Origin of the sequence: Actinomycetospora aurantiaca, from assembly GCF_037401875.1 — a bacterium.
Taxonomy (GTDB): domain Bacteria; phylum Actinomycetota; class Actinomycetes; order Mycobacteriales; family Pseudonocardiaceae; genus Actinomycetospora; species Actinomycetospora aurantiaca.
In genome coordinates this window covers 512,219-531,530 of record NZ_JBBEGN010000003.1, presented here as the reverse complement: position 1 = coordinate 531,530, position 19,312 = coordinate 512,219, and the positions used below count along the sequence as shown (strand labels likewise).

The window sequence follows — 19,312 nt, the reverse complement described above, 5'->3', positions numbered from 1 at the left end:
TACAGGCGCTCAGCCTCGACACCAGCGGCCTCTCGCCGCCACCATCACCACCGGGCGGGGCGACCTCTTGTCGCACCCATGGGTGCTGACCGCAGCACGACTGCCAAAGCGCCCCGCCCACCAACCCACTTCTTCAGCGGTCTCCTAGAAGGTGATGACGAGCCGTCCGCGCACCCCGCCCGCCTCCAGGCGGCGGTGGGTCTCGGCGGCGCGCTCGGCCGGGACCTCGTCCGCGACGCGCAGCGTGACCGCGCCGGACTCCACCTGCTCGCGCAGCCGGTCGAGCGCCGCCCGGTTGCGGGCGTAGTCGCGCACCCACACGGGGTGCCAGTGGACGTCCCGTCCGCTGCCGCCCTCGGGGCCGCCGTAGCCGCGCACGGTCGCGATCCCGCCGCCGTCGGCGAGCGCGGGCACCAGCGCGTCGGTCTGCAGCGAGCCGTCGGCGATCCCGGCGACGCCCTCCGGGACGACCTCGCGGATCCGCGCGGCGACGTCGTCCCCGCGCCGCACCACGACGTCCGCGCCGAGGTCCTCCACGAGTGCCTCGTCGGCCTCGGCGGCGTCCGCCACGACCCGCAGGCCGTCGGCCTTGGCGAGCTGCACCACGTAGCCCCCGAAGGCCCCGGCCGCACCCGTGACGGCGATCGTCGCGCCAACGGGCAGGGCGAGCTCGTCGAGGGCGAGTCGCGCGGTCAGGCCGTTCATCGGCAGCGTGGCCGCCGCCGCGAGGCCGACCCCGGCCGGGACGTGGGCGACCGAGTCGGCGGGCAGCGCGATCCGCGAGGAGTAGCCGCCGTGCGCACCGTGCGGCACGACGACGCCCATCACCCGGTCGCCGACCGCCAGGCCGCTGCCGCCGGTCTCCTCCCCCAGTGCCGCCACCGTGCCCGCGACGTCCATCCCGGGTACGTAGGGCGGCGGGTCCGCCGCGAGCGCCTGCGCCCGGGCGCCGTTGCGGGTGAAGGTGTCGGTGGGGCTGACGGCCGCGGCCGCGACGTCGAGCACGACCTCGCCCGGCCCGGGCTCCGGGTCGGGCAGCTCGACGACGTGCAGGGCCTCCGGCCCTCCGAACTCCGTGACTCCGACTGCGCGCATGCGGTCGGTGTCCCCCGGCCGGGCGGACCGCACCCTCCGGTGTGGTGACACGGACACCTCCGGGCGGCCGGAGGTGGCACCGTCGGGCGGCATGTGGTCCGACCCCGAGATCGACGACCCGCACCCGATCTTCGACGCGATCGAACGCCGGGCCCGCGGCGGGGAGCCCACGATGCTGTCGTTCAGCCCCGCGGCCCCGGCGCCCGGCACCGCCCGCACCGTGCCGGCGCTGCTCGCCGCCGCCCGCGAGGAGCAGGGACCGCGGCACGCCCTCCGGCGGTGAAGATCGTCCGGGACCGTACGATGCGACCGTGTCGTCGTCCGGGTCGCCGAGCGGGGACTTCGCGGTCCCGGTGTCGGCGTGGGCGGACCCGGACGCGAAGGAGCGGACCCGCCGTACCCGTCGTCGGCTGCTGCTCGCCGCGGCCGACTGCTTCAGCACCCACGGCTACCACGGGGCCGCGCTGAGCGACATCCTCACCTCGGCGGGCCTGACCAAGGGCGCGCTCTACTTCCACTTCTCGTCCAAGCAGGCGCTCGCCGAGGCGCTGCTCACCGAGGTCTGCGACTCCTGGATGCAGGTCGTCGACGAGATCGGACGGCGCGGACTGGACGCGATGTGGCGGCTGCTCCTGGAGACCGACGCCTACGTCGCCCGCTGGATGTACGACCCCCTGGTCCGCGGCTGCAGCCGGGCTCTGGCCGATCCCGACCTGCGCGAGCACGGGGTCGAGTGGCAGGCGGGGTGGGAGGGTGCGACCGCCGAGCGGCTCCGACAGGCCTCGGCCGCCGGCCTGCTCGCCGACAACGTCGACCCCGGCCGCGCCGCCCGCGCCGTCGTCGCGATCGCCGCCGGCAACCACAGCATCGCGGACGGGCCGGACGATCTGTGGACGCGCATGAACGAGACGTGGGAGGGCCTCGTCCCGATCATGACGACGCGGGAGTGGACGGCGCAGTGGCAGGCGTCGGGGTGGCTGGACCGACCCCGACCCGATCCGGTTCGCTACCGCACGGCGCTCGTGCCCTGATCCGTCCCGGGCGCGGTGCGCTCGAGGGCGCCCCAGCCCTGGTCGGCGGCGCGGGCGGCGTGCTCGGCCGCCGCTCCCCCGCGGAGGCCGAACAGCCGCTTCGCGAACAGCAGGTAGACCACGACGGCGAGGTTGACCACGAGCGCCACGACCTTCGTCGGCGTGACCCGTCCGGTCAGCTCGTAGATCTCCGGGACGAGCAGCACCGAGGTCGCCACCAGGGTCAGGTACTCCGCCCAGCGCCGGCCCCGCCACAGCCCGACCGCCTCGACGCCCTCCAGCAGCGCGTACGCGACGAGGGCGAGCCCGACCAGCACGATCGTGGAGTTCCGGGCGGTGAACGCGCTCGTCACCTCCCCGACGATCCCCTCGTGCAGGCGGCCGCCGATCCCGAGGGTCGAGCGCAACGTGTCCAGGACCGCGAAGAACGGCCCGCGCAGGGCGTCGCGGTCGGCGAGGAACACGAACACGCCGGCCGCGGCCAGCCCCAGCCCGACGACGTGCAGCACCCGGTCCAGCGCGATCAGCCGCAGCACGAACCGGTCGCGCAGGGCCCGGCCGCGCAGCGGGAGCTCGACCTCGGCGCGGGTCGGGAGGCGCTCGCGGGTCGGTGCCGTGGGCGGGGGCAGCGGCAGCCACGAGTCGCAGCGCAGGCAGCGGTGCCAGCGGACGCCGTGCTCGGCGCGGACGACGAGCCGCGGGTCGGAGCCGTCGTCGGGCGGGTCCAGGGAGGCGGCGTCGGTGCCCAGCAGCGCGTGCCCCTGCAGCCCGCACGAGAGCAGCTCGTAGTGGAACCGCGGCCGGAAGCGGGCGGGCGGCACCGGGGGCGGGGTGCCCGGCGGGCGGCGCGCGGGCTCACCTGTCATCCGTGTGAGCCTAGGGCCGCCCCGAGTGGTGGGGACACGGCCGGACCGTCACGCTGACGGGTGTCATGACCGTTTCCCTCCCCGCCTCCGCCCGCCGCCTCGGCCTCGCCGGGGCCGCTGCGCTGCTGCTGCTCCTGCCGGCCTGCTCCTCCGCCCCGTCCTCCCCCGAGGCGGGCGCGCCGTCCCCGGTCGCCGCGACCGCGCCGGTCGCGGCCGCCCCGGACGGCCTCGTCGCGAGCCCCCTCGCCGTCCCCGCGGGGATGGAGGAGGGCGCCTTCGCCACGCCGCGCCAGGTGCTGACCCCGCCCGGCTGGGCGGTGTCGGTGTGGGCCCGCGTGCCGGACGCCCGGCTCGAGACGTGGGCCCCGGACGGTTCCCTGCTGGTCTCGCTGCCCTCGACCGGTGAGGTCACCCGGCTCGTCCCCGGTGCGAACGGGGCCCCGCCGCAGCGGTCGACGCTGGCGAGCGGCCTGACGCAGCCGCACGGCATGGCCTTCGACGGCACCACGCTCTACGTCGCGGAGAGCGACAAGATCACGGCGTTCGACTACCGCGACGGCGCCGCCACCGGCAAGCGCGTCGTGGTGCCGAACCTCCCGGACGAGAAGAGCCCGGACCTGAAGGGCGCGTACGCGCACGCGCTGAAGACGGTCGTCGTCGGACCGGACAAGGCGCTCTACGTCTCGGTCGGGTCGACCGCGAACGTGTCGCCGCAGGACCGCGAGGCGACGCCGCAGCGGGCCGCGATCCTGCGCGTGCCGCCGGGGTCGGGCACGCCGGAGGTGTTCGCCCGCGGGGTCCGCAACGGCACCGGTCTCGCGTTCGCCCCGGACGGAAAGCTGTGGACCGCGGTGAACAACCGCGACAACATCCCGTGGCCGTGGCCGGGCCCGCAGTTCGGCCAGGTCGTCCCGGACTACGTCGACGACCACCCGCCGGAGGAGCTCGCCGCGCTCACCCCGGGCCGCGACCTCGGCTGGCCGTACTGCAACCCGGAACCGGACACGCAGCCCGGGAACCCGGACTCGCCGATGCGAACCGCGGACCTGCCGTTCACCCGGGACGCCGAGACCAACGCCGACGGCTCGAAGCTGGACTGCTCGGCGCTGCCCCCGCTCGAGCAGACCTTCGGGGCGCACTCCGCGCCGCTGGGTCTCGCGTTCGCCGACGTGCCGGGCCTGGGCAGCGGCGCGGTCGCGGGCGTGCACGGGTCGTGGAACCGCCAGTCGCCGCGGGCGCCGGAGGTGTCGTTCTACCCGTGGTCCGGCGGGCGCGTGAGCGACCAGCAGACCCTGGTCGGCGGCTTCCAGGCGCCGGACGGGACCCGCTGGGGCCGCCCGGTCGCGGCGGTGCCGGGCCCGGACGGGGCGCTCTACGTCTCCGACGACGAGGCCGGCGCGATCTACCGGGTGGCGCGCAGCAACTGATCGACGCTGCGGGTCACGAGCTCGGCCGCGTTCGCCTGCGAGCGGGCGAGGTCGGGCTCGAGGTCCGCGAGGGCCGCGTGCCCGACGATGCCCGCGCCGGCCAGCTCGTCGGCGGTGAGGTCGACGCGGCCGGCGACCGCGAGCACCGGGACCCCGGCCGCGCGGGCCCGGGCGGCCACGCCGGCCGGGCCCTTGCCGCGCAGCGTCTGCGCGTCCAGCCGCCCCTCCCCGGTGACGACGAGGTCCGCACCGGCCAGGCGCTCGTCGAAGCCGAGCAGCTCCGCGACCAGGTCGAAGCCGGGACGCAGCCGGGCGCCGAACAGCGTCATCAGCCCGAAGCCCGCACCGCCGGCCGCCCCGGCCCCCGGCACCTCGGCGAGGTCCTCGCCGACGACGCCCGCCCAGCGCGCCAGGGCGGCGTCGAGGGCCGCGACGTCGTCCGGACCCGCGCCCTTCTGCGGCCCGTAGACCGCGGCGGCGCCGTACGGGCCGAGCAGCGGGTTGTCGACGTCGCAGGCGACCTCCAGGCCGGCGGCGGGGACCGGCGGCCGGTCCACCGTGACGACCTCGGGCAGCCGGCCGCCGCCCACCCCCGCCGGGAGCGCCCGCCCGTCCGCGTCCCGCAGGACCGCCCCGAGCGCCTGGGCCAGCCCGGCCCCGCCGTCGGTGGAGGCACTGCCGCCGATCCCCAGCACGACCCGTCCGACCCCGGCGCCGATCACCGCGCGGAGCACCTCGCCCAGCCCCAGGGTCGAGGACCGGTACGGCTCGAGGACGCCCCTGGGCAGCCGGACCAGCCCGCACACGTCGGCCAGCTCGACGACGGCCGTGTCGCCGTCCCGCGCCCAGGAGGTCGCCACGGGCTCGCCGGTCGGGCCCGCGGCGGTCAGCGCGTGCCGGGTGAACCCGGCGGCGACCGCGGCGTCGACGGTCCCGTCGCCGCCGTCGGCGATCGGGCACGGCACCGCCTCGTGCCCGTGGGCCGCCAGCGCCCGCGCGATCGCGCCGGCCACCTCGACGGCGGTCAGCGAGCCCTTGAACTTGTCCGGAGCTACCAGCACACGCACCGCAAAGACCCTAGCCGTGCACGACCACCCCGCGGATGATCTTCCCGTCGCGCAGGTCCTGGTAGCCGTCATTGACCTGGTCGAGCGTGTACTGCTTCGTGATCAGCTCGTCCATCTTCAGACTGCCCTTGTTCCACAGCCGCAGCAGCCGCGGGATGTCGTGGTGCGGGTTGCACGAGCCGAACTGGGCGCCCCGCAGGACCTTCTCGCTGCGGACCATGAGCGCGCTCGGGAGCTGGATGGTGTTGTTCGCCGCGTTGGCCTGGCTGACGAGCACGACCGTCGAGCCCTTGCCGACGATGTCGAAGGCCTGCCGGATGACCGTCTCGTCCATCACGCCGACGGTGAGGATCGCCTGGTCCGCCCCGTTGCCCCAGGTGAGCTCCTTGACCGTGGTGGCGGCCTCCTCCGCGTCCGCGAACACGTGGGTCGCACCGAAGGAGAGCGCGGTCTCGCGCTTGAACTCGACCGGGTCGACGACGACCACGTACTGGGCGCCCGCCTGCGCGGCCCCCTGGACGGCGTTCATCCCGACCCCGCCGGCCCCGAAGATCACCGCCGTGTCGCCCGCCCGCACCCCGCCGGCGTTGACCGCGGAGCCCCAGCCGGTCGGGACGCCGCAGCCGGCCAGGACGGCCACCTCGAGCGGCAGCCAGGGGTCGACCTTCACGGCGGACCGGGCGTGGATCGTGGCGCGCTCGGAGAACGTGCCGAGCATGCAGAAGCCGCCGAGGTCGGTCCCGCCCCGGTGGTAGCGGAACGTCCCGTCGGGCATGCAGCCCTGCAGGATGTTGGCCCCGATGTTGCAGAGGTTGGTGTGCCCGGTCTCGCAGTACCGGCAGTAGCCGCAGCTGGGCATGAAGCTGCACACCACGTGGTCGCCGGGCTCGAGGTGCGTGACGCCCTCGCCGACCGACTCGATGACCCCGGAGCCCTCGTGCCCGGCCACGATCGGGAAGCGCGGGGAGTCGCCGTAGATGCCCTCGACGAGGTGCAGGTCGGAGTGGCACAGGCCGGAGGCCGTGAACTTGACGTGCACCTCGCCGGGCCCGGGTTCGTCGACGTCGAGCTCGACGATCTCGAACTCCGTCTGTCCCTTGTCCATCACTGCCGCGCGGGTCTTCATCCGGTCACCTCACTGACGATCTGCACGGTCACGACGAGAGGTCACACTTCCACCAACGTGCCTGCAACGGCTGACGAACCGACGACAGACCGTCCGGTCGGATCCACGGACGGGTTACGCTGATCCAGCGACGGGCGCCTGCTCCGGCCGCCGTCGGGGGACGGCCGGACGGGTGCCCGTCGCGCGTCCCGGCCCGGGGACGACCCCGGACGTGAAGGAACCCGGGCCGTCAGGTCGGGGGTCTGACGGCGCCGGGCTCGCTCATGGTTTCGTCCGTGACCGGTCGGACGTTATCGCGGCCAGAAGTGACGCCGGTCACAGCCGTGGCGGGCCGGAGTACGCGCCGAGGAACCGGTCGCGGAACGCCTCCATCGGCCAGGTCGGCGCGTCGGGCGCCGGGCGCAGGCCCGGGGTGAGCCCCCACGACCCGATGCGGTCGAGGACGGCGGGGTCCCGACTCAGGACCGACACCGGCACGTCCTTCCCGGCGCCGGGGCCGGTGACCAGCGGTGCGGGCTGGTGGTCCCCGACGACGACCACGACCAGGTTCGGGTCGTCCGCCCGCGCCACCCAGGAGGTGAGCGCGTCCATCGTGTAGGCGACGGAGTGCGCGTAGTCGGCGCGGACCTGCTCGGTCGAGCGGGCGGACGCGTCGGTCGGCGCGGCCTGCCCGGCCTGCGCGGCGAACTGCGAGCCGTCGCCGAGGGTGTCCCAGTCGACCATGCGCGGCAGCGGGGTCCACGGGGCGTGGCTGGAGACGAGGTCGACCTCGGCCATGAGCGGGCCGCGGCCGGCGCGGTCGAGCTCGAGGCGGTCGAGACGGTCCAGCACCACCTGGTCCGGCATCGACGCCCAGCCGAAGGACGGCCCGCGGTAGCCGAGGTCGTGCACGTCGTAGGCCCGCTGGTACCCGTAGAACCGGCCCTCCGGCCACGCCTTCGTGGTGCCCGGCTGCACCGCGGCGGTCTCCCACCCGGCCCGCGCGAAGGCGGCCGACAGCGTGAAGCGGTCCGAGGACGTCAGCGTGTAGTAGCGCTGCTGGTTGTCCACCCGCAGTCCCGACAGCAGCGTGGCGTGCGCGAGCCAGCTGCCCGACCCGACCACGCTCGACGTCAGGAACCCGCTCCGCGCGCCGTACCCGGCCGCGTCCAGCCGGGCCTGCCCGGTCCCAACGGCGGGGGCGACGGTCGCGGCCAGGCCCGGATCGGCGAGCGCGGACCGGCCGTAGCTCTCGACGACCGCGACCACGACGTCCTTGCCGCGCAGGCCGTCGAGCAGGTCGGACGGCGGGGCGTCGGCCCAGGCGTCCGTGCCGGCCTCGGCGCGGAACCGCTCGGCGTCGGCGAGCGCGGTGCGCATCCGGTCGGTGCGGTCGACCGCGGCCGCCGCCGTGGTCGCGGCCGCGACCGGCACGCCGGGGACGGTCTGCAACCCGGCCACCGCGCCGACCAGCCACACGCCCCCGAACGCCGCCAGCACCCGCAGCGTCCCGCGCCGGTGCCGCGCCGCGGCGCCCGCGACGCGCCGGGCCGCCAGTCCGGCCCCGCCGACGAGCAGCACGCCCAGCACGACCGCCCCGATCACGGCCGCCACCTCGGCCACCGGCCCGTAGGTCGAGCCCACGAAGCCCACGCCGTCGGCGAGCAGCGGGCTGTCGAGCAGCGGGTCGAACGGGCGGGCCAGCACCGTGGCGAAGCCGACGTCGAACGCCGTCAGCACCGCCCCGGCCCCCAGCAGGACCCCGACGACGACCGCGGCCGGGCGGCGCAGGCGGTCGGGCAGGAGGACCAGCAGCGCCAGACCCGCGACCCCCTCGAGGGGGACGCGCAGGTAGGAGCCCCACACCAGCGCCGAGGGGTCGCGCGGCGCGACCAGGAGGACGGCGAGCACGAGCGCGGCCAGGCCCGTCGCCAGCCCGCGCCACCACGAGAGGTCCGTCCCGACGGCGGGTGCGGTGCGGGGCTCGCGCGGAGCCCGCGCCAGCCACTCGACCGACACCCCGAACGACCACACCAGCGCCAGGAGCGCCGCCCCGACCAGCGCGGCCGCCGCCCACCCGGGCAGCAGCCGGGTGCTCGCCGCGACCAGCGCGATCCCCTGCAGCGCCGCGACCACCTTGGCCGAGTACCGCGGGGGCAGCGGCGCGGTCAGCCACGGCCACACCCAGCCGGCGGCGACGAACAGGTAGCGCATCCCGCCCACGAGCAGCACCCACGGGCCCAGGTCGGCCGCGACGTCCACGGCGAGCAGGAGCAGCAGGAACGCGTCCGCCTCCATGTCGAACCGCGCGCCGAGCTCCGAGCACGTGCCGGTGCGCCGCGCGACCCACCCGTCGACCGCGTCCAGCGCGAGGGCGACGACCGTGAGCCCGACCAGCACCGCGGTCGGCGCCGGACGCCCGGACAGCTGCTGCACCACCAGCCCGGCGATCCCGGCGATCAGGACCAGCCGCAGCAGCGTCACGCTGCCCGCGGGGCCGAGGGACCGCTCTCCGGTCCTCGCCAGCAGCGCACCTGGGAGGACCAGCACGAGCAGTCCGCCGAGCAGGCCCACCCCGGCCAGTCCGGCGCTCGTGTGCAGGACCGCGAGGAGGCCCGCGCCGAGCAGACCCGCCGTCGTGAGCTGGACCGCGATCGGCGGCGCCAGCAGGGTGCTCCCGCGCTCTGGCAGGGTCGGTTCTCCTGCGGCCATGGAGCACCATCCTCCCCGAGGCCGTGACCCGATCGTGATGGAGGAACTCTGTACTCCGCCCGCTGCTTCCGAGTACTCCGTCCTGGCGAAGCCGCGGTCGTCGACGTCGAGCTCCCGACGCCGGGGCCGGACGACGTCGTCGTGGCCGCCCGGCACTCGGCGATCAGCCGCGGCACCGAGCTGCTGGTGTACCGGGGTGGTGTCCCGGCCGGCGAGGCCCAGCGGATGCGGGCGCCGTTCCAGGTCGGCGAGTTCCCCGGGCCGGTCACGTACGGCTACCTCGCGGTGGGCACCGTGGAGTCCGGCCCGGAGCCGCTGGTGGGCCGCGACGTGTTCTGCCTGCACCCGCACCAGACCCGCTTCGTCGTGCCGGCGTCCGCGGTGTCGGTGGTGCCCGACGACGTCCCCCCGGCGCGGGCCGTGCTCGCGGGCACGGTCGAGACCGCGGTCAACGCGTGCTGGGACGCCGGCCCGCGCGTGGGCGACCGGATCGCCGTCGTCGGGGCGGGGATGGTCGGGTGCTCGGTCGCCGCGCTCCTGGCGTCGATCGCGGGGGTGCGGGTGCAGCTGGTGGACGTGGAGGCCTCGCGGGCGGACACGGCGGTCGCCCTGGGCGTGGGGTTCGCGACGCCGGACGAGGCGCTCGGCGACTGCGACCTGGTGTTCCACACCAGCGGGACCGCGGCCGGCCTCGCCCGCTCGCTCGAGCTGCTCGGCGTCGAGGGGGAGGTGATCGAGATGTCCTGGTACGGCGACCGCGAGGTGTCCGTCCCGCTCGGGGCGGGATTCCACGCGGGGCGCCTGGCGGTGCGCTCCAGCCAGGTCGGGATGGTCTCCGGCGCCCGCCGGGCCCGCCGGACCTACGCCGACCGGATCGCGCTCGCGCTGCGCCTGCTCGCCGACGACCGGTTCGAGGCGCTGATCACCGACGCCGTGCCCTTCGAGGCACTGCCGGAGACGATGGCGCGACTCGCGGCCGGGGCACCCGGGCTCGCGGTCCGCGTCGACTACGGTCCATCCCCCGTCGCTCCGCTCGCCCCTGGAGGCAGCTGATGTTCTCGGTGACCGTCCGCGACCACGTGATGGTCGCCCACAGCTTCCACGGCGCGGTGTTCGGCCCGGCGCAGGCGCTGCACGGAGCGACCTTCGTCGTCGACGCCACCTTCCGGCGCCCGGAACTGGACGCGGACAACATCGTCGTCGACATCGGGCTGGCCACGGCCGCTCTCGGCACCGCCCTCGAGGACCTGCGCTACCGCAACCTCGACGAGGTGGCCGAGTTCGCCGGCGAGAACACGACGACGGAGTTCCTGGCCCGTGTGATCGCGGACCGCCTCGCCACCGCGATCCACACGGGCGCCCTCGGCGAGGGGGCCCGTGCGATCGCGACGATCGCGGTGGAGCTCCACGAGTCGCACGTCGCGCGGGCGGGCTACGAGCGGCCGGTGTGATCGCCGTCGTCGTCCCCGACGACATCGACGGCGTCCCGAGCGGCGGCAACGTCTACGACCGCCGGGTCCTCCAGGTCTCCGGGTGGGACGAGCTCCGGGTGCCCGTCGAGGACGCCCGCGCGCTCGCCGACGTGCTCCGCGGCGTTCCCGACGGCGGGTCGGTGCTGGTGGACGGGCTGGTCGGCGGTCGGTTCCCGGCGGTGCTGGCGGCGCACGCCGCGCGCCTGCGGCTCGTCCCGCTCGTGCACCTGCCGCTGGCCGACGAGCGCGGGTTGTCGGCGGGGCGCGCCCACGAGCTGCGGGAGCTGGAGACGGCGGCGCTCGGACACGCGGCGGCGGTGGCGACCACGAGCCGGTGGACCGCGGACCGCGTGGTGGCCGTGCACGGCGTCGACCCGGCCCGTGTGGTCGTCGCCCCGCCCGGGGTGGACCCCGCGCCGCCCGCCCCCGGGTCCGCGGTCGCCGGGGTGCGGCCGCGCCTGCTCTGCCTGGGCGCGCTCACCCCGACCAAGGGCCAGGACCTGCTGGTGGACGCGCTCGCCGGCCTGCGCGCGCAGGACTGGACGTGCTCGCTCGTCGGGCCGCTGACGCGTGACCCCGGCTTCGTGGCGTCGCTGCGGGCCCGGGTGATCGCGCACGGCCTCGCCGACCGGGTCACGGTGACCGGGCCGCTCGTCGGCGACCGGCTGCGCCCGGTGTGGGCCGCGACCGACCTGCTCGTCGTGCCGTCGCGCACGGAGACGTTCGGGATGGTGGTTCCGGAGGCGCTCGCCCGGGGCATCCCCGTCCTGGCCGCCGACGTCGGGGGAGTCCGCGAGGCCGGGCCCACGGCCTTAGTGCCTGCTGAGAACGTTGGTGCGCTCGCCGCAGCCCTGCGCCACTGGCTGGCGGACCCGGTGCGGCGGTCCGGGTGGAGGATCTCAGCGTGGGCGCGGCGAGGCACGCTGCCCTCGTGGATCACGACCGTGCACCGGCTGCGCCGCGCGCTCGCCTGAGCGACCCCGGCTCCCCCGTCTGCACCCCGGACTGGCTGGCGCTGCGGGAGCCCGCGGACCACGCGGCGCGCTCGACGGCCCTCGCGGCGGACCTCGACCGCCGGCTCGGCGGGCGGGACACCGTCGTGGTCCGCGACCTCGGCTGCGGGACCGGGTCGATGGGCCGCTGGCTCGCGCCGCGCCTGCACGCCCCGCAGCAGTGGTTCGTCCACGACCGGGACGCCGACCTCGCCCGGCGGGCGGCCGCCGCACTGCCCGCGCCGGCCACCCCCGTCGTCGGGGACGTGCTGGAGGCCGACCTCGCCGGGACCGACGTGGTCGTCTGCTCGGCGCTGCTCGACCTGCTGACCGCGGAGGGGATCGCCCGGCTCGCCGAGGCGTGCGCCGCCGCGGGCGCGGCCGTGCTGTGGACGCTGACGGTGGCCGGGCGGGTGGTGCTCGACCCGGTCGACGTGCGGGACGCCCGTATCGCCGCCGCCTTCGACGCGCACCAGCGCCGGGACGGACTCGCGGGCCCGGACGCGCCGGACCTCGCGGTCGCCGCGCTGGAGCGGGCCGGGTACGCGGTCCGCCGGGAGGCGTCGCCGTGGCGGCTCGCGGCCGGGGAGCCGCTGGCCGAGGAGTGGCTGCGCGGGTGGCTGGACGCGGCGGCCGAGCACGACCCGGCCCTGGACGCGGACGACTACCTCCGTGGCCGGCTCGCGGAGCCGTTCACCGTCGAGGTCGGTCACGCCGACGTGCTGGGGCTGCCGCGGTGAAGGTGCTCAAGCTGGTGGTGGGTGCGGCCCTGGTGGTCGCGGTGACCGCCCATCTCGGCACGGGCGCGGTGGTCGACGGGCTGCGCGCCGTGTCCGGGCCGTCGGTGCTGGCGGCACTCGCGCTCGGGTTCGTGACGACCGCGGCGTGCGCCGCACGATGGTGCCTGGTCGCGCGGGGTGTGGGGCTGCGGCTGGCGTTCGGACGGGCACTGGCGGACTGCTACCGCGCCCAGTTCCTCAACTCGGTGCTGCCGGCCGGGGTGCTCGGCGACGTGCACCGCGCGGTCGACCACGGACGGCGCAACGCCGACGTGGGCCGCGGGGTCCGGGCCGTGGTGATCGAACGGGTGGCGGGCCAGGTCGTCGTGGTCGCGACGTGCGCGGTGCTGCTGGTGGCGCTGCCGGGGCCGGTGCACGGGCTCGTCGACCCGGCCACGGTGCTCACGGTCCTCGCGGTGGTGGCGGCCGTGGCGATCGGCGTGGCGCCGCTCCTGCGTCGGCGGGGCGTGTTCGGGAGCCTGGCCACGGACCTGCGGGACGGGCTGTTCCGCCGCGGCACCGGCCCCGGCGTCGTCGGGTGGTCCCTGCTCGCGACGGCGGGCCACCTGGCGCTGCTGGCGGTCGCGGCCGGTCCGGTCGCACCGGTGGGAACGCTCCTCCCGCTGCTCGCCCTGGCGCTGCTGGCGATGGGGCTCCCGCTCAACGTCGGCGGGTGGGGGCCGCGCGAGGCCGTCCTGGCCGCGGCGTTCGGGGCGGCCGGGCTGGGCGCGGCCACCGGGCTCGCCGCCGCGGTCACCTACGGCGTCCTCGCCCTGGTCTCGTGCCTGCCCGGGCTCGGAGTGCTCCTGCTCGGGCGAGTGGCGCTGACCCGTCCGGCGCAGCGCGACGCCGCCGCTCCGGCGAACTCCCCGCGCTTCACCGATCGGGTACCCCGGGCGTCAGTAGCGTGAGCGGGATGCTCGTCCTCGTGCGCCACGGCCAGACGCAGGCCAACCGCAGCGGTCTGCTGCTGGGCCGCGCCGACCCGCCGTTGTGCCCGGAGGGGATCGAGCAGGCGGCCGTGCTCGCCCGGGCCCTCCCCCGCCCGGCGCGCCTGATCTCGAGCCCCCTGACCCGCGCCCGGCAGACCGCGGAGATGTTCGGGGTACCGGTCGAGGTCGACGACCGGTGGATCGAGATGGACTACGGCACCCTCGACGAGTGCCCGGCCTCGACGCTGGACGCCGCGGGCTGGCGGGCCTGGCGTGAGGACCCCACCCACGTGCCCGCGGGCGGCGAGTCGCTCGCGGCCGTGGGTGAGCGGGTCCGCGCCGCGTGCGCCGAGCTGACCGCCGATGCCGCGGCGGGCGACGTGGTGGTCGTCAGTCACGTCTCCCCCATCAAGGCCGCCGTCGCCTGGGCCCTCGGGGTCGGCGACGAGGTCGCCTGGCGGATGTGGGTCGAGGACGCCGCGGTGTGCCGGATCGACACCTCCGGCACCACCCCCCGGCTGCTCGCCTTCAACGACGTGTCCGCGCACGCCGCCGCCCTTCAGCCCCTGCGGTAGGTGCAGACCAGCGTGCCGGTGGCCGCGGTGGTGGCCTCGACCAGCTCCAGGCCGCGGCTGTTCCCGTTCCGCGGGAAGATCGACTTCCCACCGCCGAGGACGACCGGCTCGATCATGAGGCGGTACTCGTCCACGATGTCGGCGTCGACCAGCTCGCGGACCACGGACGGGCTGCCCATGACGAGGAGGCGGCCCTCGCCCGCGGGGTAGCCGCGCGGATCGTCGACGACGGTCGAATTGGTCCACGCGCTCGCGTCGGTGAGCGTGCGGCTGACGACGTACTTGGGGATGGCGTTGATCCGGTCGGCGAACGGGTCGCCGGACTGCGCCGACCAGGCCGGTCCGGACACCTCCCAGGTCCGCCGCCCGAACATCATCGCGTCGGCGGAGGAGATCGCGTCGTTCCAGGCGGCCCCCATCACCTCGGGGTCGAAGTAGCGCATCGACCAGCCGCCGTGGGCGAAGCCGCCGTCGCGGTCCTCGTCGGGGCCGCCGGGCGCCTGGACGACGCCGTCGAGGCTGGTGAAGGCGGTGACGACGATCTGCATGGTGTCCTCCTCGGGGTGTGTTCGCCCGTGCGTCGGACGAGGAGGACGGCTTTCGACAGGGGCTCACGAGATATCTCGCGGCCCGGGGCGGACGAGCCCTCCGGGACGCTAGGTCCGCGACCGGCGTGTGTGGTGCACAGGTTTCCTGTGCACCACACACGGCACTCGTGGCCCTAGCGTGGCGACCGTGATCCTGTCGGCGGAGCGCGACCCGCGGCTCGTGACGATCCGGCGCGGCGGGTCGCTGACCGACGCCGACCACCACCGGCTCGCGCTGTGGGCCGCGACGTGCGCGGAGCACGTCCTGGGGCTGTTCGAGGCGGAGCGGCCGGACGACCCGCGACCCCGCGAGGCGATCGAGCACGCCCGGGCGTGGACGCGCGGCGAGGTCCGCATGATGACCGCACGGGCCGCCGGTGGGCACGCGATGGGCGCCGCCCGGGACCTGCGGGGCGCGCCGCGGTTCGCCGCCTACGCCGCCGGCCAGGCCGGGGCCGTCGCCCACGTCGCCGCGCACGACCTCGGCGCCGCCGCCTACGCGATCAAGGCGGTCCGGGCGGCCGATGGCGAGGCGGCCGGTCGTCGGGAGTGCGCCTGGCAGCGCGAGCAACTCCCGGACGCCGTCCGCGACCTCGTGCTGGACGACCAGCACCGCCGCAACGAGCTCTGCTGGTCGGTCTTCACCTGACCGCCGAGATCACTCCCGCGCACGACCCGTCGTCGGGAAGAATCATCCGCGATGACCGATACGACCGTGCGCAGCACCGGACGGCTGCGCGGCGTCCTGGACCGGATCGCCGAGGCCCGCCGGGGCGACTCGTCGGAGTCGCTGGCCGCCGTGTTCCTGCTGATCGCGACCCTGCTCGCGCTGCTCTGGGCGAACTCGCCGTGGGGCTGGACGTACGAGGCGTTCTGGCACACCCACATCTCGTTCACGGTCGGCGGGACGGGGATCGACCTCGACCTGCAGCACTGGGTCAACGACGGCCTGATGGCGCTGTTCTTCTTCGTCATCGGGCTGGAGGTCAAGCGGGAGCTCGCGATCGGCGAGCTGCGCGACCGGTCGCAGGCCATGGTCCCGCTGACGGCGGCGATCGCCGGGCTCGCGCTGCCCGCGGTGCTGTTCCTGCTGCTCAACCCGTCCGGCCCGGAGGCCTCGGCGTGGGGCGTGGTCATCTCGACGGACACGGCGTTCCTGCTGGGCGCCCTCGCCGTGATCGGGCCGGGCAAGGCGGAGCGGCTGCGCATCTTCCTGCTGACGCTGGCGGTGGCCGACGACGTCGGGGCGCTCGCGGTGATCGCCCTGGTCTACACCGACGAGCTCCACTGGATCCCGCTCGTGGTCGCGATCCTCGGGCTCGCCGCCGTCTGGCAGCTGCGGCGGCTGCGGGTGTGGCGCGGCGGGGGTTACCTGGTGGTCTCGCTGATCACCTGGGTGGCGCTGCACGAGTCCGGGGTGCACGCGACGCTGGCCGGGGTCCTGATCGCCCTGCTCCTGCCGGTGTACCCGCCCAAGCGGCGTGAGGTGGAGTGGGCGGCGGAGCTGACGAAGCGGTTCCGGCAGTCGCCGAACCCGGAGTACGCCCGCACCGCCCGCCTCGGGCTGGACCGCGCGGTCAGCGTCAACGAGCGCCTGATGCGGCTCTACCAGCCCTACACCGCGTTCATCATCGTGCCGCTGTTCGCCCTGGCCAACGCCGGCGTCGCGCTGACCGGCGAGACCCTGCTGGCCGCGGCCACCTCGCCGCTGACCTGGGGGATCGTTCTCGGCCTCGTCGTCGGGAAGTTCCTGGGGATCACCGGCTCGACGGCGCTGCTGCGCCGGAAGCTCCCGCCCGGCCTGACGATGTCGCAGGTCGCGGGCGGCGCGGCGCTCTCGGGCATCGGGTTCACGATCTCGCTGTTCATCGTCGACCTCGCCCTGACCGACGACGAGGCGCTGGCCGACCAGGCGCGCATCGGCGTGCTCGTCGCCTCGGTGCTCGCGGCGCTGCTCGGTGCGGTGGTGTTCAAGGTCGCGCCCGCCCCCGAGGGACCCTCGATGGAGCTGCTCCGACCGGTCGACCCGCGCCGCGACCACGTCCGCGGGCCGGTGGACGCCCCGCTGACGATCGTGGAGTACGCCGACTTCGAGTGCCCGTTCTGCGGGAAGGCGACCGGCAGCATGCGTCAGGTGCGGGAGCACTTCGGCGACCGGCTGCGCTACGTCTTCCGGCACTTCCCGCTCGACGAGTACCACCCGGACGCCCGGCAGGCCGCCGAGTTCGCCGAGGCCGCCGCCGAACAGGGACGCTTCTGGGAGGCGCACGACCACCTGTTCGCGCACGCCGACGCCCTCGACCGGGACGGCCTGGACGCCCACGCCGCCGCGCTCGGCCTGGACGTCGAGCGGCTCGAGGAGGACCTCCGCGACGGGGACACCGCCAACCGGGTCGCCGACGACGACATCGACGCGCGCACCAGCGACCTGCCCGGGACACCCACCTTCTTCCTGGGCGTCACCGGGCAGACCCCGACGCGGCTGGAGGGCCCGCACGACGCCGCGACCCTCATCGCGATGCTCGAGCGGATGGCGACGGCAGCGAGCCCCGAGGCCCCTCGGTCGTAACTCAGGCCTGCGGCTCCCAGAACCGCAGCCACAGCGTCTGCGGCGCCCGGTTCAGCTCGGTGAGCACGTGCTCGGCGAGCGGGCGGTCCGTGTCGGTGACGACGTAGCCCTGCTCGCCCCGGGTGGACAGCGCCTGCCCGATGACGTTGGCGCCGCTGTCGGCGAGCAGCCGGTTCAGCCCCGCGAGCACGCCCGGCTCGCTGGAGTGCAGGTAGCCCATGCGGTACGCGCCGGGCGGGTTCGGGGGCATGACCTCGGGCAGGTTCACCGAGAGCGCGGTGCTGCCGCCGCCCACGAAGCCGAGCAGCTTCGTCGACACGAAGTGCCCGATCTCCTCCTGCGCCTCGGCGGTGGAGCCGCCGACGTGCGGGGTCAGGATGACGTTGTCGAGGCCGCGCAGGGGCGAGTCGAACGGGTCGCCCTGGGCCTTGGGCTCGACCGGGAAGACGTCGATCGCGGCGCCCGCGATGTGCCCGGACTCGATGTTCTGACGCAGCGAGTCGTAGTCGACGACCATCCCGCGCGAGGCGTTGATGAAGATCGCCCGCGGCTTCATCCGCGCGAACTGCTCGGCGCCGAACAGGCCGGCGTTCCCCGGGCGACCGTCCACGTGCAGGCTGACGACGTCGGCCTCGGCGAGCAGCTCGTCCAGCGACCCCATCCGCTGCGCGTTGCCGTGGGCGAGGCGGTCGGCGGTGTCGAAGAAGATCACGCGCAGGCCGACGGCCTCGGCGATGTTCGACAGCTGCGTGCCGATGTTGCCGTAGCCGACGATCCCGAGCGTCCGCCCGCGGATCTCGTGGCTGCCCTTGGCGGACTTGTCCCAGATGCCCTCGTGCATCCGCAGCGTCTTCTCGGTCAGCCGCCGGGCGAGCGCGATGATCTCGCCGAGGACCAGCTCCACCACGGAGCGGGTGTTGGAGAACGGGGCGTTGAAGACGGCGATCCCGCGCTCGGCGGCCGCGGCGAGGTCGACCTGGTTCGTGCCGATGCAGAAGCACCCGACCGCGAGCAGGTCCTTGCCTGCGTCCAGGACCTCCGCGGTGATGGTGGTGTTGGAGCGGATGCCGAGCAGGGCCACGCCCTCCAGGGCCTCCACGAGGTCCGGGCCGGACAGCGAGCCGGGGCGCGCGTCGACCTCGAGCCCGGCACGCCGGAACGCCTCGGCGGCGGTGGGGTGGATGTTCTCCAGCAGCAGCACCTTCACCCGGAGCACCCTAGGCGGGTCCTCCCCCGATGTCGGCCCCGTTCGGCCGCTCGCGTGCCGCTGACCGGGCGAAAGAGCCGGTGCGACGCGATGCACGTCACGTTCCGCGCGGGCAGGATGCACCCGTGAGCGACCCCGAGGCCCCACCCGTCGTCGGCGTCGTCGGCGCCGTCCCCGGCTCCGCGGCCGACGCCGCGGTGGCGGCCGCCCGGCTCGGCGCCGGGGTCGCGCTCGTCGGGACGGCCGCCGATCCCCACGCCGTCGGCGAGCTCGCCGCCGAGGGCGTCGACGTCACGCACGTGACCACGGCGGACCACCTCGACGCCGACCCCGTCCGGGCCGCCCTCGAGGGGATCGCGGGCCTGGGTGGGGTCCTGGTCGGCACGGACGTGTCCGCGGCGGTGGTCGCGGCCGCGGTGGGCACGGCGGCCGGCCGACGCGTGCACTGCGTCCTGGACCCCGATCCCGTCATCCCCACCGTCCTCGGGCTGCTCGACCTCGGCGCGGTGCTGACCCCCGACGCCGCCGAACTCGCCGAGATCGTCCGGCAGGGCGCGGGGAGCGAGGCGGCCGGGCGTCCGCCCGCCGAGGCGGCCGCGACGTTGCACTCGTGGAGCGGGGCGCCCGTCGTCGTGACCCTGGGCGCGGACGGGGTGCTCCTCGCCGACGACGGACGGGTGCGGCGGCTCCCGGCGCACCCGGTGGGCGTCGTCGACCCGGCGGGCGCCAAGAGCGCCCTGCTCGGCACCCTCGCCGTCCTGCTCGCGGGCGGGGAGGACCTCGAGGACGCCCTGGGCGTCGCGGTGGTGGCGGCGGGGCTGGCGGCGGCCGCGTCCGGCGCCCGGGACGGGCTGCCGACCGGGGAGGCCCTGCAGACCGCCCTGGACGGCGGGTAG

General features: G+C 75.7%; 19 protein-coding genes. 12 read left to right on the top strand and 7 right to left on the bottom strand.

Going from position 1 to position 19,312, the window contains the following annotated elements; all coding sequences use genetic code 11:
• Nucleotides 1-144: 144 nt before the first annotated feature.
• Complete coding sequence (locus WCD74_RS10415; RefSeq protein ID WP_337694772.1) at nucleotides 145-1,095, bottom strand: NADP-dependent oxidoreductase; 951 nt, start codon at nucleotides 1,093-1,095, stop codon at nucleotides 145-147.
• Between the two features lie 91 nt (nucleotides 1,096-1,186).
• Between WCD74_RS10415 and WCD74_RS10410 the strand changes: the two genes are divergently transcribed.
• Together WCD74_RS10410 and WCD74_RS10405 are read left to right on the top strand one after the other, a co-directional pair.
• Nucleotides 1,187-1,378, top strand: a complete 192-nt coding sequence (locus WCD74_RS10410; protein ID WP_337694771.1) for a hypothetical protein — start codon at nucleotides 1,187-1,189, stop codon at nucleotides 1,376-1,378.
• A 28-nt stretch (nucleotides 1,379-1,406) separates the two neighbouring features.
• Nucleotides 1,407-2,126 carry a TetR family transcriptional regulator gene (locus WCD74_RS10405; RefSeq protein WP_337694770.1) on the top strand — a complete coding sequence of 240 codons (720 nt, stop codon included), beginning with the start codon at nucleotides 1,407-1,409 and terminating at the stop codon, nucleotides 2,124-2,126.
• Here WCD74_RS10405 and WCD74_RS10400 read toward each other — a convergent pair.
• Nucleotides 2,102-2,992 (bottom strand): DUF2127 domain-containing protein, encoded by an 891-nt coding sequence (locus tag WCD74_RS10400; RefSeq protein ID WP_337694769.1) that lies wholly within the window; start codon nucleotides 2,990-2,992, stop codon nucleotides 2,102-2,104. The genes WCD74_RS10405 and WCD74_RS10400 overlap by 25 nt on opposite strands.
• Nucleotides 2,993-3,057: 65 nt before the next feature.
• Here WCD74_RS10400 and WCD74_RS10395 point away from each other — a divergent pair, with 65 nt between their 5' ends.
• On the top strand, nucleotides 3,058-4,419 hold the full coding sequence (locus WCD74_RS10395) for a PQQ-dependent sugar dehydrogenase (protein ID WP_337694768.1): 1,362 nt from the start codon (nucleotides 3,058-3,060) through the stop codon (nucleotides 4,417-4,419).
• Here the strand turns inward: WCD74_RS10395 and WCD74_RS10390 are convergent.
• The 3 genes from WCD74_RS10390 to WCD74_RS10380 all read right to left on the bottom strand — a co-directional run bounded on the left by WCD74_RS10390 (nucleotide 4,395) and on the right by WCD74_RS10380 (nucleotide 9,303).
• Nucleotides 4,395-5,486, bottom strand: coding sequence for a glycerate kinase (locus WCD74_RS10390; protein ID WP_337694767.1), 1,092 nt, complete (start codon nucleotides 5,484-5,486; stop codon nucleotides 4,395-4,397). The two genes, WCD74_RS10395 and WCD74_RS10390, sit on opposite strands and share 25 nt — an antisense overlap.
• A gap of 10 nt (nucleotides 5,487-5,496) precedes the next feature.
• Nucleotides 5,497-6,612, bottom strand: coding sequence for an NDMA-dependent alcohol dehydrogenase (locus tag WCD74_RS10385; RefSeq protein WP_337694766.1), 1,116 nt, complete (start codon nucleotides 6,610-6,612; stop codon nucleotides 5,497-5,499).
• Nucleotides 6,613-6,927: 315 nt separating this feature from the next.
• Complete coding sequence (locus WCD74_RS10380; protein ID WP_337694765.1) at nucleotides 6,928-9,303, bottom strand: CDP-alcohol phosphatidyltransferase family protein; 2,376 nt, start codon at nucleotides 9,301-9,303, stop codon at nucleotides 6,928-6,930.
• A 48-nt stretch (nucleotides 9,304-9,351) separates the two neighbouring features.
• On the opposite strand from WCD74_RS10380, the gene WCD74_RS10375 reads away from it, so the two are divergent.
• Genes WCD74_RS10375 through WCD74_RS10350 form a run of 6 tightly spaced genes read left to right on the top strand, consistent with a single transcriptional unit; the run spans nucleotide 9,352 to nucleotide 14,053 of the window.
• Nucleotides 9,352-10,356 carry a zinc-dependent alcohol dehydrogenase gene (locus WCD74_RS10375; RefSeq protein WP_337694792.1) on the top strand — a complete coding sequence of 335 codons (1,005 nt, stop codon included), beginning with the start codon at nucleotides 9,352-9,354 and terminating at the stop codon, nucleotides 10,354-10,356.
• Nucleotides 10,356-10,754, top strand: coding sequence for a 6-pyruvoyl trahydropterin synthase family protein (locus tag WCD74_RS10370; protein ID WP_337694764.1), 399 nt, complete (start codon nucleotides 10,356-10,358; stop codon nucleotides 10,752-10,754). Before WCD74_RS10375 ends, WCD74_RS10370 begins: the two co-directional genes overlap by 1 nt.
• Nucleotides 10,751-11,749: a glycosyltransferase family 4 protein gene (locus WCD74_RS10365; RefSeq protein WP_337694763.1), complete on the top strand. Its 999-nt coding sequence runs from the start codon at nucleotides 10,751-10,753 to the stop codon at nucleotides 11,747-11,749. Before WCD74_RS10370 ends, WCD74_RS10365 begins: the two co-directional genes overlap by 4 nt.
• Nucleotides 11,707-12,507 carry a methyltransferase domain-containing protein gene (locus WCD74_RS10360; protein ID WP_337694762.1) on the top strand — a complete coding sequence of 267 codons (801 nt, stop codon included), beginning with the start codon at nucleotides 11,707-11,709 and terminating at the stop codon, nucleotides 12,505-12,507. Before WCD74_RS10365 ends, WCD74_RS10360 begins: the two co-directional genes overlap by 43 nt.
• Nucleotides 12,504-13,457 carry a lysylphosphatidylglycerol synthase transmembrane domain-containing protein gene (locus tag WCD74_RS10355; RefSeq protein WP_337694761.1) on the top strand — a complete coding sequence of 318 codons (954 nt, stop codon included), beginning with the start codon at nucleotides 12,504-12,506 and terminating at the stop codon, nucleotides 13,455-13,457. The genes WCD74_RS10360 and WCD74_RS10355 overlap by 4 nt, the downstream gene beginning before the upstream one ends.
• Nucleotides 13,458-13,462: 5 nt before the next feature.
• Nucleotides 13,463-14,053 (top strand): histidine phosphatase family protein, encoded by a 591-nt coding sequence (locus WCD74_RS10350; RefSeq protein ID WP_337694760.1) that lies wholly within the window; start codon nucleotides 13,463-13,465, stop codon nucleotides 14,051-14,053.
• Here the strand turns inward: WCD74_RS10350 and WCD74_RS10345 are convergent.
• Nucleotides 14,038-14,601, bottom strand: a complete 564-nt coding sequence (locus WCD74_RS10345) for a dihydrofolate reductase family protein (RefSeq protein WP_337694759.1) — start codon at nucleotides 14,599-14,601, stop codon at nucleotides 14,038-14,040. The two genes, WCD74_RS10350 and WCD74_RS10345, sit on opposite strands and share 16 nt — an antisense overlap.
• 187 nt (nucleotides 14,602-14,788) lie before the next feature.
• Here WCD74_RS10345 and WCD74_RS10340 point away from each other — a divergent pair, with 187 nt between their 5' ends.
• On the top strand, nucleotides 14,789-15,289 hold the full coding sequence (locus tag WCD74_RS10340; RefSeq protein ID WP_337694758.1) for a putative immunity protein: 501 nt from the start codon (nucleotides 14,789-14,791) through the stop codon (nucleotides 15,287-15,289).
• A gap of 51 nt (nucleotides 15,290-15,340) precedes the next feature.
• A complete protein-coding gene (gene nhaA, locus WCD74_RS10335) occupies nucleotides 15,341-17,209 on the top strand; it encodes a Na+/H+ antiporter NhaA (RefSeq protein ID WP_337694757.1) in 1,869 nt (622 codons plus the stop codon).
• A 1-nt stretch (nucleotide 17,210) separates the two neighbouring features.
• Here the strand turns inward: nhaA and serA are convergent, their stop codons facing one another.
• Entirely contained in the window at nucleotides 17,211-18,416 is a 1,206-nt protein-coding gene (gene serA / locus WCD74_RS10330) for a phosphoglycerate dehydrogenase (protein WP_337694756.1), read from the bottom strand.
• A gap of 125 nt (nucleotides 18,417-18,541) precedes the next feature.
• Here serA and WCD74_RS10325 point away from each other — a divergent pair, with 125 nt between their 5' ends.
• Nucleotides 18,542-19,312, top strand: a complete 771-nt coding sequence (locus WCD74_RS10325) for a PfkB family carbohydrate kinase (protein ID WP_337694755.1) — start codon at nucleotides 18,542-18,544, stop codon at nucleotides 19,310-19,312.

What these genes read in the sequence shown, in the direction of transcription:
- WCD74_RS10415 (WP_337694772.1), bottom strand. Translation starts at nt 1,095, where the DNA reads ATGCGCGCAGTCGGAGTCACGGAGTTCGGAGGGCCGGAGGCCCTGCAC.
- WCD74_RS10410 (WP_337694771.1), top strand. Translation starts at nt 1,187, where the DNA reads ATGTGGTCCGACCCCGAGATCGACGACCCGCACCCGATCTTCGACGCG.
- WCD74_RS10400 (WP_337694769.1), bottom strand. Translation starts at nt 2,992, where the DNA reads ATGACAGGTGAGCCCGCGCGCCGCCCGCCGGGCACCCCGCCCCCGGTG.
- WCD74_RS10395 (WP_337694768.1), top strand. Translation starts at nt 3,058, where the DNA reads ATGACCGTTTCCCTCCCCGCCTCCGCCCGCCGCCTCGGCCTCGCCGGG.
- WCD74_RS10385 (WP_337694766.1), bottom strand. Translation starts at nt 6,612, where the DNA reads ATGAAGACCCGCGCGGCAGTGATGGACAAGGGACAGACGGAGTTCGAG.
- WCD74_RS10380 (WP_337694765.1), bottom strand. Translation starts at nt 9,303, where the DNA reads ATGGCCGCAGGAGAACCGACCCTGCCAGAGCGCGGGAGCACCCTGCTG.
- WCD74_RS10370 (WP_337694764.1), top strand. Translation starts at nt 10,356, where the DNA reads ATGTTCTCGGTGACCGTCCGCGACCACGTGATGGTCGCCCACAGCTTC.
- WCD74_RS10350 (WP_337694760.1), top strand. Translation starts at nt 13,463, where the DNA reads ATGCTCGTCCTCGTGCGCCACGGCCAGACGCAGGCCAACCGCAGCGGT.
- WCD74_RS10345 (WP_337694759.1), bottom strand. Translation starts at nt 14,601, where the DNA reads ATGCAGATCGTCGTCACCGCCTTCACCAGCCTCGACGGCGTCGTCCAG.
- nhaA (WP_337694757.1), top strand. Translation starts at nt 15,341, where the DNA reads ATGACCGATACGACCGTGCGCAGCACCGGACGGCTGCGCGGCGTCCTG.